The organism is Amycolatopsis sp. NPDC006125 (assembly GCF_040614195.1).
In the GTDB taxonomy this organism is placed as follows: domain Bacteria; phylum Actinomycetota; class Actinomycetes; order Mycobacteriales; family Pseudonocardiaceae; genus Amycolatopsis_E; species Amycolatopsis_E tucumanensis.
Genome location: NZ_JBEXTZ010000014.1, coordinates 21,850 through 38,820, shown reverse-complemented (window position 1 = coordinate 38,820; position 16,971 = coordinate 21,850). Strand labels below are relative to the sequence as shown.

General features: G+C 72.7%; 1 protein-coding gene (only partly in view). It reads right to left on the bottom strand.

Annotated features, from left to right (window positions below; translation table 11 throughout):
- Positions 1–16,971 carry the 5' portion of a hypothetical protein gene (locus ABZ193_RS09960; RefSeq protein ID WP_354709583.1) on the bottom strand. It extends 35,928 nt beyond the left edge of the window, so only the first 16,971 of its 52,899 coding nucleotides appear in the window; the start codon lies at positions 16,969–16,971; its stop codon lies beyond the left edge, outside the window.

Here is a 16,971-nt window from a genome sequence, read left to right as displayed (position 1 = left end):
CTTGTCCACCAGATCGAACACGCGCGCGCGGACGCCGGCCATGCCGTCGGTGACGGCTGCGGCGACAGCCTGCGCGACGCTCCGATCCCGTCCGAGACTCGGCTCGACGACCGGAGAACCTTTCCGGATCGCGGTGGTGAACCGGTCGACATGGTCGACGGTGGACGGATACCGCCACTGCAGCACCTCGGTCAGCAGCTCCGGCGTCCAGGTCCGCACCTCCGCCAGCTCGTCCGGCAACGCTCCCTTCAGTGCCTTGACCCAGCGCAGCACGACCAGGTGATCCTGGACCTCCCGCCGCATCAGCACGTCCGCGGGTGAACCGTCCAGAGCCGTCGGCACCGTCCGGAACGAGGTGACGACTTCCTTCACCAGACCCGTCGCCATCACGGCGAGCGGGGTCCCCGGCCGCAGACCGACGCGGCCCGTCCCCCAGTCGTACACCGCCGCCGAGTCCAGGTAGGGCGACAGACGGGTCCGTGCGGCCTTGTCGTCCGGGAACGCTTCCGCCAACCCGCTTTCGCTCAACTCGAACGACGAAGCAAGCTTCTCGTCGATCCGCCGCTCGACCTCCTCGGCCGGTATGCCCAGTGCATCGGCCAGCTTCTCGACGTTCTGCTTCGCGAACGTGGACAAGTCTCGCCGGGCGCCGTCGTCGAGGGTGTCCACCACGGCTTCAGCGGGACCGGGCACCCCCCGGAAGCGGGGATTCTCGTACCAGGTGACCTGTTCCAGGAACCGGCCGGATCGCCGGGTGATCTCCCACCAGCCGGCGATCTCCTCGATCGGGACCCGGTCGTGCCGGATGCGCGTCTCCCCCGTCGCGTCATCGGTTTCCGCCTCGCCCCCGCCGGCGTGGTGCTCGTAGATCCAAACCGTCTCCACCTCATCGGCCGTCGCGACCGCCACAGCGTTCGCGAGGTCGGCGGTCGACACGAGCGGGGACTTGGTCAGCAGAGTTCGGTGGGAGTCCAGTGCACGCGGGCTCAGGTCAGTGGTGGCGACGTAGAGCGGAGTGCGCGGCCGGGTCCCGGCGTAGACGATCTCGAGGTCTTGCGGCGGTTGCTTCCGCCCACGTGCCTGCCCGATCAAGATCTCGTCGAGCCGCCACTGCCGGAGCGTCCACTCGCGGAGGCCCGTCCGCTCGCCGTCTTGTTCGCGGATCACCTCCGGGACGAGGTCACCGGGCTCCGCCAACTCCGGTCCCTTGGCTTCGGCGACCGCCGCGAGCATCGAATCGAGGGCCTGCGGCAGCAAGTCCACCGCCTGTTGCAGGATCCGCCCGAGCACGGCGCGCCGTGCGCCGCCGTCGGCGGGGAGTGCGGGAACGGCGAGTTCCATCGGAATGAGCTGCTCCACCCGCTTGGACACGCTCAGCGGAGCGACGTGCAGCCAGGCGCCGGTCTGCGTTGTCTCGGCCGTGACGCGCAGCGCGAACTCGGAACCGCCGGTCAGCCGGACGAGCCAGAGCACACCGGAACCGGAGGGATCCGGGATCCGGCGTGCGCTTTCGACATCCGGCACACCCTCCCCGAACAACTCGGCGACCGTGGCTTCGACGGCGCCGGCATCGCTGGTGGTGGGAGCGCCACCGGGCAGCTCGGACGTCAGCGCGACGTCGCGCCCCGGGATGCGCACCGGCTCCTGCCGTCGCCAATCTTCGCGAATCTCGTACCGGGCGACCACGTCTTCGGTGACGGCGTCACGCACGCCGACGATTCCCGAGTGCGCCGGATGCCCGTTCACCCGGAGCTGATCAGGGGTGTGGACGCCCTGGAACGCGAGAGTTCCCCGCAACCCGTCCGCGAACCGGACCCGCAAGGTGTCTGCCACTCCGTCGAGGCCGTTCGTCCGCGTGCCGTCGAGGAGCAGCTCGATCCGGCCGGCGTCGCCGACGTACGCTCGCTCTGCCTCGTCCCAGTGCAGCCGTGCGGTCCATTCGCCGTCCGGGTCGTCACCGGGACGGCTGACGAGCACGGATCGCGACGGCGCGTCGAACCGGATCCACGTGGCCGCGGTTCCGTCTTCGGAAGCGGCGTAGTGGATCCACGTGCCTGCGACCTGCTCGACCTTCTCCGGCTCGAGGGCATGGGGCAGGACGGGGCGCAGCACGCCGTCCAGCAGGCGGTCCCAGCGGGAGGGCACGCGTCCGGCAGACACCTCCAGGTCGTACAGCGACGCCATCGTCCCGTGGTGGACCTTTCGCCCCGTCGAGCCGACGATGTCGAACTCCCGCGCCAGGCCCGCGCGATGCAGGGTTTGCCACGCCTCGTCTTGAACGTGGACCAGCCCCTGCGGGAAGGGCCCGACCTGGAACAGGCGACCAGGATCGTTCGCTCGTTCGAGCAGCCGTCCCAGTTTGGTGCCTGCGACGCGACCCCACAACGCGGGCGGAATGTTGAACTTGGTGAGGGTGAGACCCGGTCCGGCGTGCCAGCTGTACCGGTCGTACACGTGGACCTGGTACTCCACCTGCACCTGGGGGCGTCCGCCCGTGGGGCTCGGGCCGACGGTCACGACTCCGGTGACGGCGTAGTAGAACGTGCCGACCGCGTGGAACCAGTCATTGCTGGCTCCGGTCGATCCAGGCTCGTAGCGCCACCAGCGCGTCGAGAACGTGTACGTCCCGCCCTCATCACGCGCTTCGGCGGCCTGGGCGAGCCGGAGCGCCTCGAACCGCACGCGCTGCGTCACGCGCTCACGCAAACCAGGGATCTCGCGCAACAGGACATCGGGCTGGACCACGAAGTCCTGCCCGGAGTTGCCGAGGTAGTGACGCAACATCCCGGCGGCGGCAGGCATTCCCCGCGCCAGACCGCCGAGCACGATGGCCCTTCCGAGTGCCTTGAACCCCTGGGACCACACAGTGGGCCGCTCCGAGCCCCATTGACCGGAACCGCCGCCCATGAGGTTCTCGCCCATGGCGGGCTTCGGTGGCGCGGGAGGCAGGAAAACTTCGGCGCCCGTGCTGTGCGCGGCCGGCGAGGTCCAGGTCGGCGACGAGACATCGATGCCGAAGACGGCGAGGTGCCGCAGACTCTCGCGCAGGTCCGACAACGCGTTCGCGACCGGATCGATCTGGCCACGCTCGGCGTCGTGCACCGCGTCGTCGAGCCGCTCCACCCGTTTCGCGACTTCCGTCAGTGCCTCGCGCTCCGCATCCGTCAACCCCGTCACGCGCAACGCGTCGTCGACCGCAGTCAGGATCCTGGACACGAGAGCCACTTCGGCGCCGGGCCCGTACACGGCAGTGGCGAGGTCCACCAGGTCAACGACCGACACACCGTCCTCGTAGGACGGTGTGCCCGGACCCACCGGCAGGAGCTTCTGCGCCGCCGGGATCCAACGGGCGTTCTCCTCGGGGCCGATGTGCCGTCCTAGCGCGGCGACCAGGTGCGCCTGCGCGAACGTGCCCCGTGCCGGCAACCGGCTCAGGTAGCGGCGGTCGAGGGGCCCGCCGATCTCGCGCATCCAGGTGGTGAAGGCCTGCTGTCCGCGCAGGGTCTCGAGCAACGACGAAGCCGGAGCCGGGTGCGCCCGTGTGACGAGGTTCGGCTCCTCGTGGTGCAGCCACTCGTCGAGGAACACCATGTTGCTGTGCGTGCTTTGGACTTCCTCGGTCAAGCTCACGAGATCCTTCTCGTGGGTCGGCGCCATCAGCGTCGAGCTCGTGTTCTCGATCGCGCGAGCGAGGTAGCGCGCAGACCAGCGGTCGGTCGGCGACTGGCGTCCCCCGATTTGTTTGACCGTGCGGAAGAACTGCGCCGCCGCCGCGATGTTCTGTGCCGCCTCCTCGAGAACCTGCCCCAGATCCCACGCGGAAATCCACCCGGCGGGGACTTGCGGGCCTCGCTCGCCCGGTGCCGGAAAACCACCCTCGCCGGTCAGCAGCGCCCGGTACGCGACCACCGCGTGCAGGGCCAGCGCGACCTCGCGCTCCCGCCTGCCCGGAGCCAGCAACAACGGTGACAGCTCGAGCCGGTGGACTGCGGGATCGCCCGTGTGCAGCCGCAGCGCCGGGTCATTCCCGAACGGGGCGGTGATGACCAACCGGAACCTCCGACCCGCGGCGTCCGTTCCCGCCACTGCGACGCCATGCGGAGCGATGGGCATGAGGACGAGGTCCGGGACGTATTCGGACAGCCCGGCGCGCGAAATCCCGCGACGGACGATCTCTTCGAGATCGGCCTGGCCGATGCCCTGGGCCGCGATGCCGGCGGCCGTGGCCGCCGCGGCACCGGACTCCCCGGCTGACGCCTCTGGGCCGGCGAGAGTGGCGGCGATGTCGCCGAGAACCGGCACGACCAGGTCTCCCAGCCGAGCCAGCGGCAGCTCCAGTGCGACCTCGCCGCGGTCCGCCCCGGCGTCGGCCAGCCGAGCCCGCAGCGCCGGGAGATCGACCCTGCCGGAGCCCTCCCGGACGACGATGGTGGTGTCACGATCGGCCGTCGACACCCGGATCGTCACGCCGGACGGGTGAGCCTCTACTTCGGCGACAGCGCCGGGCAGCCGATCGTGGACGGCTTCGGCGAGCGCCTGCCTCGTCGTGCGTTCCCCGCCCAGGCTCGGCTCGACCACGGGCTTGCCCTCGCGGATCGCCGTGGTGAACCGGTCGACGTGGTCCACTGTGGACGGATACCGCCATCGCAGGACCTCCGTCAGCAGCTCCGGCGTCCAGGTCCGCACCTCCGCCAGCTCGGCGCTGAGCGGTGCGTCGAGGGAACGGATCCAGGCCAGCACCGCCTGGTGGTCGGCGATCTCACGGTCGAGCAGCAGGTCGGCCGGGGAGCCGGCGTAATCGTGGGCGGCTTCGGCGGGGGATTCGCGGAACGAGGTGACGACTTCCTTCACCAGGCCGGCCGCGACGACGTCCAGCGCCGCGCCGGCCGCGAGGCCGACCCGGCCCGACGCCCAGTCGTAGACCGCCGCCGAGTCGAGGTACGGCGTGAGGCGGTCCCAGGCCGCCCGGTCACCGCCGAACGCGCGGACGATTCCGCGCGGCGTGAGGTCCAAGACCGACGCGAGCTTCTCGTCGATGCGGCGCTCGACCTCGGCCACCGTCACCCCGAGGGCTTCGGCGACCGCCTCACTGCCCTGCTTGGCGAAGGCCCCGATTTCCGCGCGCAACGCGGTCGGGGACGTCACGACCGGGTACGGGGACGGGACGAGGTCACCGGGGTGCGGGAGTGGCGGTTCCCCGGTCAGCGCGCTGTCCAGGAACCGCACGTCGCCGCGGATGTGGCCGTTCACCAGCTCGACGGTCGCAGTGGCCAGTTCGGTGAGCGCCGCCGCGTCCGTCGTCGGCGGCACGACGAGCTCCACGGGGGCCGCTTGGATCCAGCGGCCGTCCGCGACGCGGCTGCCGGAACGGCCGTGGCCGGCCATCGAGCTGTGGCCGAGGTGCAGTTCGACGGCCGGGACGCGCACCCGCGGCGCGGACGCGTCCGGATCGACACGCACCTGGTACTGCCAGCGCAACCCGTCGGCACGCACGATGCCGATCGCCACACCGTCGACAGATGTGCCGACGCCGGCGGCGGCGAACGCCTCGTGCACGGCACGGACGACCCCGTCCGGATCAGCGGTGGGATCCACGGCGGAGGACGGCAGCCCCATCTCCGACGGCCCGGTCGCCAGCACAGCGGTCGAGGCCGGTGCCGGCGGCGCGACCGTCGCCGTGCCGGCGAGAGGTTCGGTGGCGAGGTGGGCGAGGTCGGGCAGAGTCACCGCCCACCGCCCCCGGAGGTCCTCTACGGAGGAGCGCAGGGCTTCCGGCAGGGTGACGCCCAGGGCGACGGCGACGGGGACCAGCGCGCGGCGCTGCCAGGACGGTTCGACGGGCATCGGGGGCACCACGACCTCGGCGACGCCGTCCTGCACCCAGCGTCCGCCGGCCAGCCGCGCCCACGAACCGCCCTCCGCCGCGGCTGTGACGTCGGCGCGAAGCTCCAGGCCCGGCTGCACGACCCGGGCAGCGGTGGCGGCCGGATCGACACGCACGCGGAACCGGATCACCGGTCCGGCGTCGCGAGCCACGAGCAGCCACGTCGTCCCGTCACCGTCCGGGTCGGGGCGGACATCGCCGGCCCAGTACGCGCCGGTGAGCATGTCCAGGAGCGTGCTCTCGATCCGGTGCACGTCCGTGGTGCTGGTGCGCCACGACTCGCCATCCAGCCGCACCGGCACGTCCCGCTCGCGTCCCGGCAGCGTCACGACGGTCTGCTCACCCCGGGGCGGCTCGACCGCCACGGCGGCGCGGGAATGGGCGTTCGAGGAAAGGTCCGTCAGGGACGGCAGGTCATCCTGCCGCAGGTTCTCGATGACCCGCTTCACGGGCTGACCGGCTTTGGACTGCGCGTCCCGCAGCGCGGACACCACCATCGCGTGCCGGGAGACCGGATCCACCGCAACCGGCGGCAGCACGATCTCGACGGCGTGTGACTGCTCCCAGCGGCCGTCCCGCAGCCGGGTCGCCGGGTCCGCGGCTGGATCGACGCGCAACCGGACGACCGGCAGCGTCACGGACGGGTGGGTTGCCCGGGGGTCGACCCGGACGGTGAACCCGAACCCCTCTGGCCCGAAGACCCCGGACACCGTGGTGCCGTCGAAGGTGACGTCGCGGGCGCCGGTGTCGTGCAGCGTGCCGTTGATGGTGGCGGCCACGAGCGCCGGGTCGGCCGACGTGGTCAGCCAGGGCAACACCGGGGCGACGTCGAGTGCCACGGTGCCGTCCAGGGTGTGGAACACCAGTGCCGGGTCGACCGCCAGCACCACGGACGGGTCGGCCGCGGCCGTGCCGGATTCGGGCGCGGTGATCTCCCGGGTGGCCAGCGCCGGCCACCCGGTGGACGCCACGTCTTTAGCGAGCCCGCGGATGGCGGGAGGCACCCGCGTCAGGAGCGCCTGGACCAGCGCTTCGGCCACCTCGGCCTGCCACATCGGATGCACCGGCACCTGAGGGACCACAACCGTCACCGGGTCCTGGACCCAGCGCGCACCATCGAACCGTGGCGGCGGCACCGTCACCGCGGGCTCGGTGGCGTCCGGGTCCACGCGAACCGCCAACCGCCACGAGACGCCTCGGTCCGTCAGCGTCCAGGTCGTGGTCGCGCCATGGGCCTCGCGGTCGGCGTGCACGCCGGCGCCGGCGAGCGCTCGTTCGACCGCATCGGCCATCCCGTTCTGGTCGGGTGCCGTCACGAAGATCGACGAGGAGCGCGGCAGCGCCACCTGCAGCACGCGCCCGGCGCGCTGCTCGGCACCCAGGTTCGGCTCGGGCATCGCGCGTCTGCCGTCCGCCGCCGACAGCACCTCGCCGACGTGGTCGATCCGGTCATGGAATCCGAGCTGGGGCGCGGCGCCGAGCACTCGACCTTCCCGGGCCCGCACGTCCGCGAACACCTCGCGCCGCGGACCGTCGAAACTGTCGAGCCAGGCCATCACGACACGGTGGTCCGCCGCCCGGCGCCGGGCCGTCAATCGCCGGACCTCGGCCGGGTCGCGGGAGTCGAGACCGCGGACCTCCTCGGCCAGGGGCGTCGGTCTCAGCGAGGCGATGACACCCCGGGCGAGTTCGGTGACCACGTCAGCCGCCGGTACGCCGAGCCGGACACCGACGCGGCCGGCCTCCGCGTCGTACACGCTCGCCGCGGTCACGTACGGTGTCAGCCGCTCCCGAGCGGCGTCATCTCCGGGGAACGCGCGGGCGATGCCCTGCTCCCCCAGTGCGAACGCCGTCGCCGCCAGCTCGTCGAACCGGGCCTCCACTGTGGACAGCGGCACGCCAAGCGCGTCGGCGATCGCCTGGGCGCCGGACTTGCCGAAGTCGGCCAGCGCCTGCCGCGTGCCGTCGGCGAGGTCGGTGACGGCACGGGCGTCCGCGATCAGCGCTCCGGGATCGCCAGCAGTCCCTCCCGGGACAGATCCATCGCGTCCAGCAGCAGCCACAGGGTCCGGCGTTCCGCCGCCGTCACCGGGATCCGGTGCCGCGACAGCAACCGTACCGTCGCCTGCGTCAGGTCCTCCCAGTCCTGTTCGTCCTCGGCGTCCTCCAGTTCCCAGCGGTCCGTCTCCGGAATCCGCTCGCCGAACGTCGCCCGTAGGGTCTTCGCCTTCTCCGCGATCTGCGGCTCGCTCAGGCTGGTCACCTCGGGCAGCCCGGTCAGCGCCCTGCGCAGCCCGTCCAGCGTCGTCGCCAGCCACTCCGGCTGTCCCGGCTTCGCGAACGTCCGCAGCAGTTCCCGCAGCTGTGCCCGTTCCCGGGTCGACACCGGCCTGTCCGTCCGCGCCAGCGTCCCGATCAGCACCTGTGCGGTCTCCAGCCACTCCCCCGCGTCGCGGTCCTGCCGCACCGTCCGCAGCCTGTCCGGCGGAATCCGGTCGGCCAGCCGTTCCGGCAGCTTCGCCATCAGCGCGGCCACCTCGTCCTCGGACAGCGCCACCGCTTCCACCCTCTCCCCTCGGCGGATTCGTCCGGACGCCCGGCGCGTCGGCGTCCGGCACGGCGTCGCGGATCCTGTTCTGCTGGTCGATGAAGATCTCGACGTCGACGCCAGCGTAGTGCGCGTGCACGACGTCCCGGTCGTCCGATCCCGGCGCCGGTTCGAAGTTCCCCGCCAGGAGCGCCTCGTCGGTGATCCGCGTCAGGACGCCCTCGATACCGCCCGGTTCCCGGGTCCAGGCCTCGGGGAACAGGGTCACTCCCGGCGCCCGGCTCGCCGGCCCGCGCCGCTTCAGGAGCTTGTCGAGCGTCTTGGGCAGGATGCTGGCCGGTGTGGCGTGCCGCGGCGGCCCCGCCGGGTTCTTGACGACACCGCGGCCGTCGATCGGGTAGGCGGTCTTGATCTGCCCGCCCGGCAGCACCACGACCCGGACGAGCACCCCGTCCCGCTCGGCCTCGAGCCGCCACGCCGGCCCCCGGTCAGGGTCCCACTCGACGCGGTCGGGGTGGCGGGCGATCGCCCGGATGATGTCCAGGACAGCCGGGTCCTCGCCCCACCGCGCCGGGAACTCGGACTTGTTGGGCACGCCCTGACCAGAGCGGTGCCCGCCGCCGGTCTCGTCGCCTTCGAAGATGTGTCGGCGCCGGTCCTCCTCGACGCGCAGCGTGGACAGGTCAGGGCGCTGCGGATGCCTGGCCACCTCGGGCGAGTCCCAGCCGTTCGGGCGGGTGCCGTCGGCGAAGGCGGCCACCGTCTCCGCCACGGTGCGGCCGTCCACGAGCGGCGCGACGGCCATGCCGACGACGGCGTCGCCCAGCGCCGCCTTCCCGACGAGTGCGACCGGCAGGGTGGGGCCCACGACTTCGAGCTCGGCACGCAGTGCCGCGAGGTCGCCGTGCAGCCGCACCACCGCGACATCGGTGCCGTCGGCGCGCCGCAGCGTGAAGTGCGCGGGCACCGCACCGGTCTGCTCACCGTCGACCCGGACGAGGGTCACCTGCCCCTGCACGCCCAGGCGAGCGGCCGCGAACGCGGCGACCTTCCCGGCGGCGAACTGGCGCATCGGCCCTGCTGAGTCGCCACCGTCCCGTTCGGCCACGACCAGGCGCTCCAGGAAACCGACGTCGACGGGTTCCCGGTCGTCGCGCACGGTGTCGGGGGCGCGCGCGGGCTCGGTCGTGCCGTCCGGGTACCTGGCGGCGAGGTCGTCGCGGCGGGCGATCGCCATCTCGGCCAGCTGCCCGGCCAGGACGGGGTCCGAAATGATGCCACGGACGGTCCGGCGGATCGCGTCGTCGCTGATCGACGTGACCGCACGCACCGAGGCGCGTTCCAGGTCGGCGGGCATGTCGCGGAACAGTTCGGCCGTCTGTGGGCTGCGCACCGGCGAGCGGAGGTGCTCCGCCTCGATCACCACTGCGCCGAACGGGAGGTGACCGGCGATCGAGCTCTTCGGGTCACCGGTGTTGGCGTGCGTCATCGTGCCGCCGAACTCGACCCGCATGGGCCCCTTCGCGGTCATCACGATGTTGCTGCCCTCGAAGCCACGCAGATCGGAGTGGCCGAGCCAGGCATCCGCGCCGAACAGCGCCCAGAACACCCGCTGCTGCTGCTCGTCCAAGGCGGCGAAGTCGGTCAGCGCTCCGGTGTTGTCCACCCAGCGGCTCGCGACACCGACGGGCCGGCTCTCCCCGAAGCGGCCGTCCAGTCGCACGAGCCTGGTCTCCGGCACCGGGGCGTCGATCCCGGTCGCGGTGCGCACCTCGTCCGCCACCATGCGGTAGAAGGATGCGGCGAGCACCTCCACCTCCGCCTGTTCGACGGTGACCGGCGCCTTCACGTACCAGCGGCCGTCGGGGCCTTCGAACACGCCGCCGCGCAACGACCCCTGCCTGCCCCCCACGTGGTTCAGGTCGTCGAGCCCGGGCAACGACTGTCCGGCGACCGCAGCGTTGAGGACCTTCGCGTCGTTCTCGGCAACCCGCAGCAGCGCCGAGTCGGTGTACGGCCAGCCCTTGCCCTCCCAGTGACGCTGGTAACGGCCGGTCTCGAACAGCTGATGCCCGGTGATCCCGGCGCGCAGCACTTCGACCTGCTGCTCCGGCTCCAGCGAGCCGACGAGATCGCGCAGGGCGTCAGCGCGGACGACGTGACCGTCCAGGCCGGCGGACCACCGCAGCACACCGGCCAGTTCGGACGACGGCGCCTGCGCCGCGGTGATCATCCGCGCGGACTCGATCGAGCCGTCGGCGCGGACGACGACGGTGAGCGGCAATCCGTCGTGGGCGCCCCGGACCTCGAAGGCGCCGAACAGACCCCGGGCGGTGGCGAGGATCTCTTCGGGCTCCCTGGCGACCGACAGCAGCGCCTCCCGCACCCGGTCCGCGGCGTCATCACCCACTTCCGCCGCCACGGCGGCGACCACGTCGTCCGCGACGGAGACCGTTCCGGGATAGGCGACGTCGGACCAGCCCTCGGGGGTCACCCCGTGGATCCGCGGCGAGCCGGCCACGTCCGGCCCGTCGAGCACGGCGCCGAGTTCGTCGGCGAGCGTGCGGGCGAAGACCCGGGGGTCGCCGGTCAGCGCGTCGCGCGGGACGTCGGCCGCGACCGTGACGAGCACGTCCTCGCCGGACCACGGGCTGTCCTCGGCACGCAACTGTTCCGCGGCCCGCCGCGCCAGCTCGTCCGGTGCCGACCTGCCCTCGCCGTCGAGGACGACGACCGCCGGCTGACCGGGGTTCTGGTGCACGACGACTCCGGCGCTCCGGTTCTCCGGCAGACGCAGCTGGTCGGCGCCGGAGGGCACCGGCGCGGTCCGCAGGATCTCCAACCTGCGCGCGGCGAGCCACCGGCGCTGGAGGGCGTCGGCGCGGCCGAGTTCGGCGATCCGGCGGTCGATCTCGGCCACCCGCCCGGCGTGCGCCACCGCCTCGGGCGTCGTGAAGCGGATCGTGAGCGAGCGGCCACCCAGGGTACGCCAGGTGGTGCGCCAGCCGTGGTCACCGCGGCGGCCCCACGCGATGTCGGCGTCCCGCAGGGTGAGCCCGCGCCGCGCGAGGTCGTCGATCACCGTTTGCGCCCCGTCGGCGAAAGAGTCCTCGGCGAGGGTGATCGTGTAGCTCAGCGGCTCGTCCGTCGTCACCGCCGCGCCCGGCACCGCCCGCACCGCTTCGCCGACCGCGGGCACGTCCGTGTCACGCCGGTCGAGGGAAGCGGTCACCGGCTCCTCGAACCGCAGGTGCAGGACCTGACCGGAGTCCTGGTGGGTGACCGCGACCCGGCCGTCCGCCGTCATCCCCGTGCGGCGGAAACCGTTGTCCTGCAGAGAGTCGAGCACGGTCCGGCTGTCACCGGCCTCGGCAACCTGCACCAGGTACCGGACGGGACGGCCCGCGCTCAGGTCGGCCAGCGACGCGGCCGCCTCCGGCAAGAGCAGGGCGCCCTCGGCTGCGCCGACCGCCGCCACCAGCGGCGAGAGCCAGCGGCCCGCGTCGCCGGGCCCCGGGCGCCCCGCCTCGGTGTGGGGGCCGGGCGAGGGCTGGCCACGCAGGATGTCGCCCCGCTCGCTCAGGAGAAGGTTGAGAACGACGCCGTCCCGCTCGCCCCGCACGAGCCACACGTCCCTGTCGGCGTTCCACTGCACCCAGTCCGGCCGCCGGGCGATGTCCCTGGCGAGGGCGCCGAGCGCGGTCCGCGGATCCGCGCCCTCGTCGAACCAGCCGGCCGCGATGCGCAGGCGGCGCGGATCGGTCGCCGTGGGGCCGTGTTCGTCCGCGAGCCGGTCGCGGACGTCGGCAGACAGGTTGATGTCGCCCAGCGCGGGGCGCTTCGGGTGTCCGATGACCTCCGGCGAGTCCCAGGCGTTGGGCCGGGTTCCCGCTCCCTGCGGAAGCGCGATCTCGTCGACGCCGTGCGGCGCGATCGCGGCGCCCAGGATCTCCTGCCGCTGCTGCGGCGAGGCGTCGTCCAGCCGGGCGAGGTGGGCGCGCGCGGCCACGGAATCGGGCGTCTCGAACCGGAGGACGATCCGCTCCCCCGACTCGGTGCGGGTCCACTCGGTCGTCACCCCGGGATCGTCGCCGTCCCACGCGAGCCGGGTGGTGTCGAGGCGGAGCCCGGTGTCGGAAAGCGCTTGCAGCACCGCCGTGGTGTCGTGCGCGAACGTCGCGGGCTCGGGCATCCGCACCGAATACCGCACCGCCTCACCGGGACCGGGTTCCGGCGCCAGCGGATCCGGCACGAGCCGCGCACCCCGCACCGAGGTCGCCACCGCGTGCGCCACCGGCCGTAGCGCGGGATCCATGTGCGCGGCGACGGAGCCGTCGGAGAGGTCGCCGAGGCCGCGCACCATGCCGTGCAACGTGCCGAGCGCCTGGCGCATCAGCATGTTCACCACGAACCGCTGCTGCGCGGTGTCGCCGGGGGCCTGGCCGGAGATGCGGATCTGCGCGGGGCTCACCTGCACGCCTTCGGCGGACACGCGCGGCGGGACGACGACGTAGGTGCCTGGCGGCAACTGGGAGTCCACCACCGGAGCGACGTCGAGGTTGACGTCGTCGTAGAACACCCGCGCGGTGCGGGCGCCGATCTCCGCCCTGCCGGGCAGGACGGGCTGGTCGCCGTCGAGCCGCACCGGCATCGCGTCACCGAGGGACGGCGCGGTCGGGGTCAGCACCGTGGTCGGTGCGGCGGCTTGCCCGAGGCCGCGGAGGTAGTCCTCGATGCGGTTGCCGACCTCGGCGCTGTGGTCGGCCGTCTCCGAGCGCAGGGTGCCCACGGTCCGCTGCACCGGTTCGGTCGGCACCTGCTGGATCTGCCGCAGGCCGACCGCCTGGTGCGGCTGCTCCAGCCCGGGCACGCCCTGCGCGAGCGTGCGCAAACCGTTGTCCAGCAGGGAATCCAGCTGATCGGCCGTGGTGCCCTCGCCGATCAGGATGGTCCCCTCGGTCACCTGCCGGGCCGTGCCGTCCGCGCCGACCAGCCAGGAGCCGGGGTCGACACGCACCGTGCCGGCCGGGACACGCCCGTCCAGCCCGACGTCGAACGCGACGCGGGTGCCGCCGTCGAAGTGGGCGAGCATGGTGCCCTCGCCGGGGTTCCCGGTGAGGGCGTGCAGGCGGCCGCGGTCGGGCAAGGCGGTGGAGCCGGGGACGGACGCGCTTTCCTGGCGGTGGCGGAGCGCGCCGGCGAGGGTGTCCTCGGTCGTCACCTCGTCGCTCCGGGGCTCACCGGCGCTCAGCGAGCGGGGCAGCGCGCGCCAGTGCGTCCCCTCGGGGTGCCGGGTCATACCGCCGCGCGGAACCGACCGCCCGTGCGCGGCGGACACCGAGTCCGGCCGCACCACCGGCGACTGCGCGAACAGGTGGTCCATCGCCTGGTTCAGCGCGAAGTGGGCGTTCCGGCCGAGGGTCGACACCTCCTCGACGTACTCGCGCGGCTGGCGGAACTTCGGGATGAGCCGCCGCTTGACCACTTGCCCGCGGTCGAGCGAGACGTGCGAAGAGACGTGGAGCACCGCGGGAGCGACCTGGACGGCGCCCTCGAACCGGCCCGCGTGGACCTCGACCGTCTCGGCGGGCAGGGTGCTGTCGAGCACCACCCGCACCTGGACGACCTGGCCGTCGGACGACCTGAGGGTGAACACGCCGGTGTTCTTGTCCAGCTCGATGTGACCGTCGGGCCGGAACCCCTCCAGGAACCGGGCGACGACGGACTTCGCGGCGTCGGGCCACTCCGTGGTGGACTCCGGCGTCTGCGGACTCGCGAAGCGCTGGACGCCCGCCGCTTCGGACCGGTGGTCGGTGGTCCTGGGACCGGCCGCCGGTTCCCGTTCGCTGTCGGGGATCTGGTCGTCCGGCGTCCGGGTCCGGTGCTCGTCGAGGCCAGGAACCTCGTCCGGGGCCGCACGGGTGTCGCTGGTCTTGGGGCCGGTGGGCTCGCGTTCGCTGTCCGGGATCTGGTCGTCCGGCGTGCGGTGGCGCTGCTCGTCCAGACCGGGGACGTGGTCACCAGCCCCGCGCCGGTCGGTGACCTTGAGGCCGGTCTCCTCCTCGTCGGCCGTGCGGTGGTCGTCAGTGGTGCGGCCGTGATCCGGAGCGGTGCGGTCGTCGCCCTGGCGCCCGGTTTCGTCCTGGCCGCCGGTGTTCACGCCCTGACTGTCGCCGGACCGGCCGTCGTTCTGACCGCCCGTGTCCGCGCCCTGGCGGCCGGCGTCCGCGGGCCCGCTGCCCTCACCACCGGCGTTCGCGCCCTGACTGCCGCTGTCGGCTGACCCGCCGTCCCGGCCACCGGAACCCTGGCCGCCGGCATCCGCGGACCCACCGTCCCGGCCGCCGGCGTTCGCAGCCTGGTCACCGGTGTCGGCGGACCGCCCGCCGGCATCCGCGCCCTGGCTGCCGGCGTCCGCCGGACGGCCGTCGCCGTTGGCGTTCGCGGCGGAAGCGCCTTCGGGCGCCGTCGTGCCGGGGCTCGCGCCCGCGGCGACCTGCCGTCCTTGCTGCGCCTGGGAACCGTTGTCCGCAGCGGTACTGGCGGTGCGGCCGCTGTCTGCCTCGCCGGAACGCTGCCCGCCATCGGCACCCTCGCCTCCGGAACGTCGCCCGCCGTCGGCACCCGCGCCCGCGGAACGTTGCCCGCCATCGGCACCCGCACCGCCGGAACGCTGCGCCGTGTTGCCGCCGTCGGTCTGCCGTCCCGGACCACTGCCGGAATCTCCCCGGTTGGTGCCGCCGCTCTGGCCCGACGTCTGCGCACGCGTCCCGGTGTCGCCGCCGCGTGCGCCCGTGTTCCCGCCGCCCTGCGACCCCGCGGAACCGGAACCACCAGAACCCCCGGCCGAGCCCGCGCCACCGGGATCGCTGTACCCGCCCCAGGCGCCGACCGTCGACGGTGTCGCCGTGGGGGACGGCGCGACGAACCGGGTGAAGTCGGGGGTCGTCAGGTGCTGGAAACTCGTGTTGAGGACCTGGAGGTTGAGCCCCGCTTCCTTCCAGCTCGCCTCGCCGATGTACTTCTCCCAGGCGCCACCGACCGCACCACCCCACGCGGCCTGTTTGATCGCCTCCCAGCCGAGCGGGTTGTCGGCGCCACCGCGCTGCGCGCCGACGGGCACCACGTCCCCTTTGCTGTCGACCCCGTATTCGTTCCACTCGCCGGTCTTCGCGAACTCCACGAGGCTCTTGCCGAACCCCTTGAAGGCTTCCGGGTTGGTGAACGCCACGGAGCCGAACTGGCCGGCCGCCCCGCCGAGGGCGCCGGCGGCCAGGTAGCCGGGCAGTTTCGTCGACAGGCCCAGTGGCGCACCACCGAGAGCGGCACCGGCGAACGCCCCCAGGGTGCTCATGCCGTTGTACGAGAAGTCGCCGCTGACCGGCTTGCCGTTGTCGAACTTGCCGTACTCCTTCAGCTGGAAGTAAGTCTTGGCTTGCCCGACCACATCGGGGATGACGCCGTAGATCGCCGCGCTGCGCAGGCCGTAACCGACCACCCGGCCGCCGACGACCCGCCTGGCCGTCAGGCCCTCGACCCGGAGCGTGTGCCGGACGGCGTCGTCGATCACGCCGCGCATCGCGGCAGGCACCCGGGCGCCCGCCGCGATCGCCTCGCCGCGGAACCCGCGGCCGAGCTGGATGGCGATCTCCCGCTGCACCGCGCCGCCGCCGAGCTGCCGGAGCTCCTGGAAACCGAGCTGGCGGCCGGCCGCGTTCTCCAGCGCCTGGCGGATGATCTTCTGCTGGACCTCGCGGGCGGCCTGGCGTCCGGCGATGTTGGTGAACCTGAGGTTCTGCGGGAGATGGGTGACGATTTCCAGCCCGCGCCGTCCCGCCGCCGCCCCGAGGTGGACGAGGCCGCTGCCCAGGCGCTCGAGCCCCTCGATCAGCCCGTGGATCGCCGCACTCCGGGCGCCCGCCCAGGTGAACTCGCGGAGGGCGACCCGGATCGCGATGTTGCGGATCGCGTCCAGCGCCTCCATGATCAGGCGCCGGAGGGTGATCGACACCGTGGTGATGATGATCGGGATCTCGATCAGCGAGACGCCCCACGTCGCCAGCGCCTGGAACAGCGCTCGCCCCAGCTCGAACGCCATCATCGCCAGGTTGAGCTGGTAGCTGTTCTTCGTCAGCACCACGGTCTGCAGGAACTGCTGGCTGGCCTCCATCATCTGACGGCTGCCCTCGGCCAGCTGCAGCACCGTGGTGTTGAACTGCGACATCATCATGCCGAACTCGGCCGGCGCGGCTCCGTGGTACTGCTGCTGGATCCGCTCGGTGAGCTTCGACGCGTCGATCTGGAAGTCGTAGGTCGCCTGCTGCTGGTCCGCCCAGAACTTGACGACCTCGACGATCTTGTCCGGGTCGCCCTTCGGGTACTCGCCGAACAACCCGCGGATGAGCGTGGTGGTCTTGACCGGGACGAGGGTGACCCCGAGGAACTTCTCCCAGGCGTCGATGTAGGCGTCGACCTGCCCGGCGAAATCCATCATCGCGTTCGCGAAGGCTTCGGTCCAGTCATCCGTGGGACTGCTCAC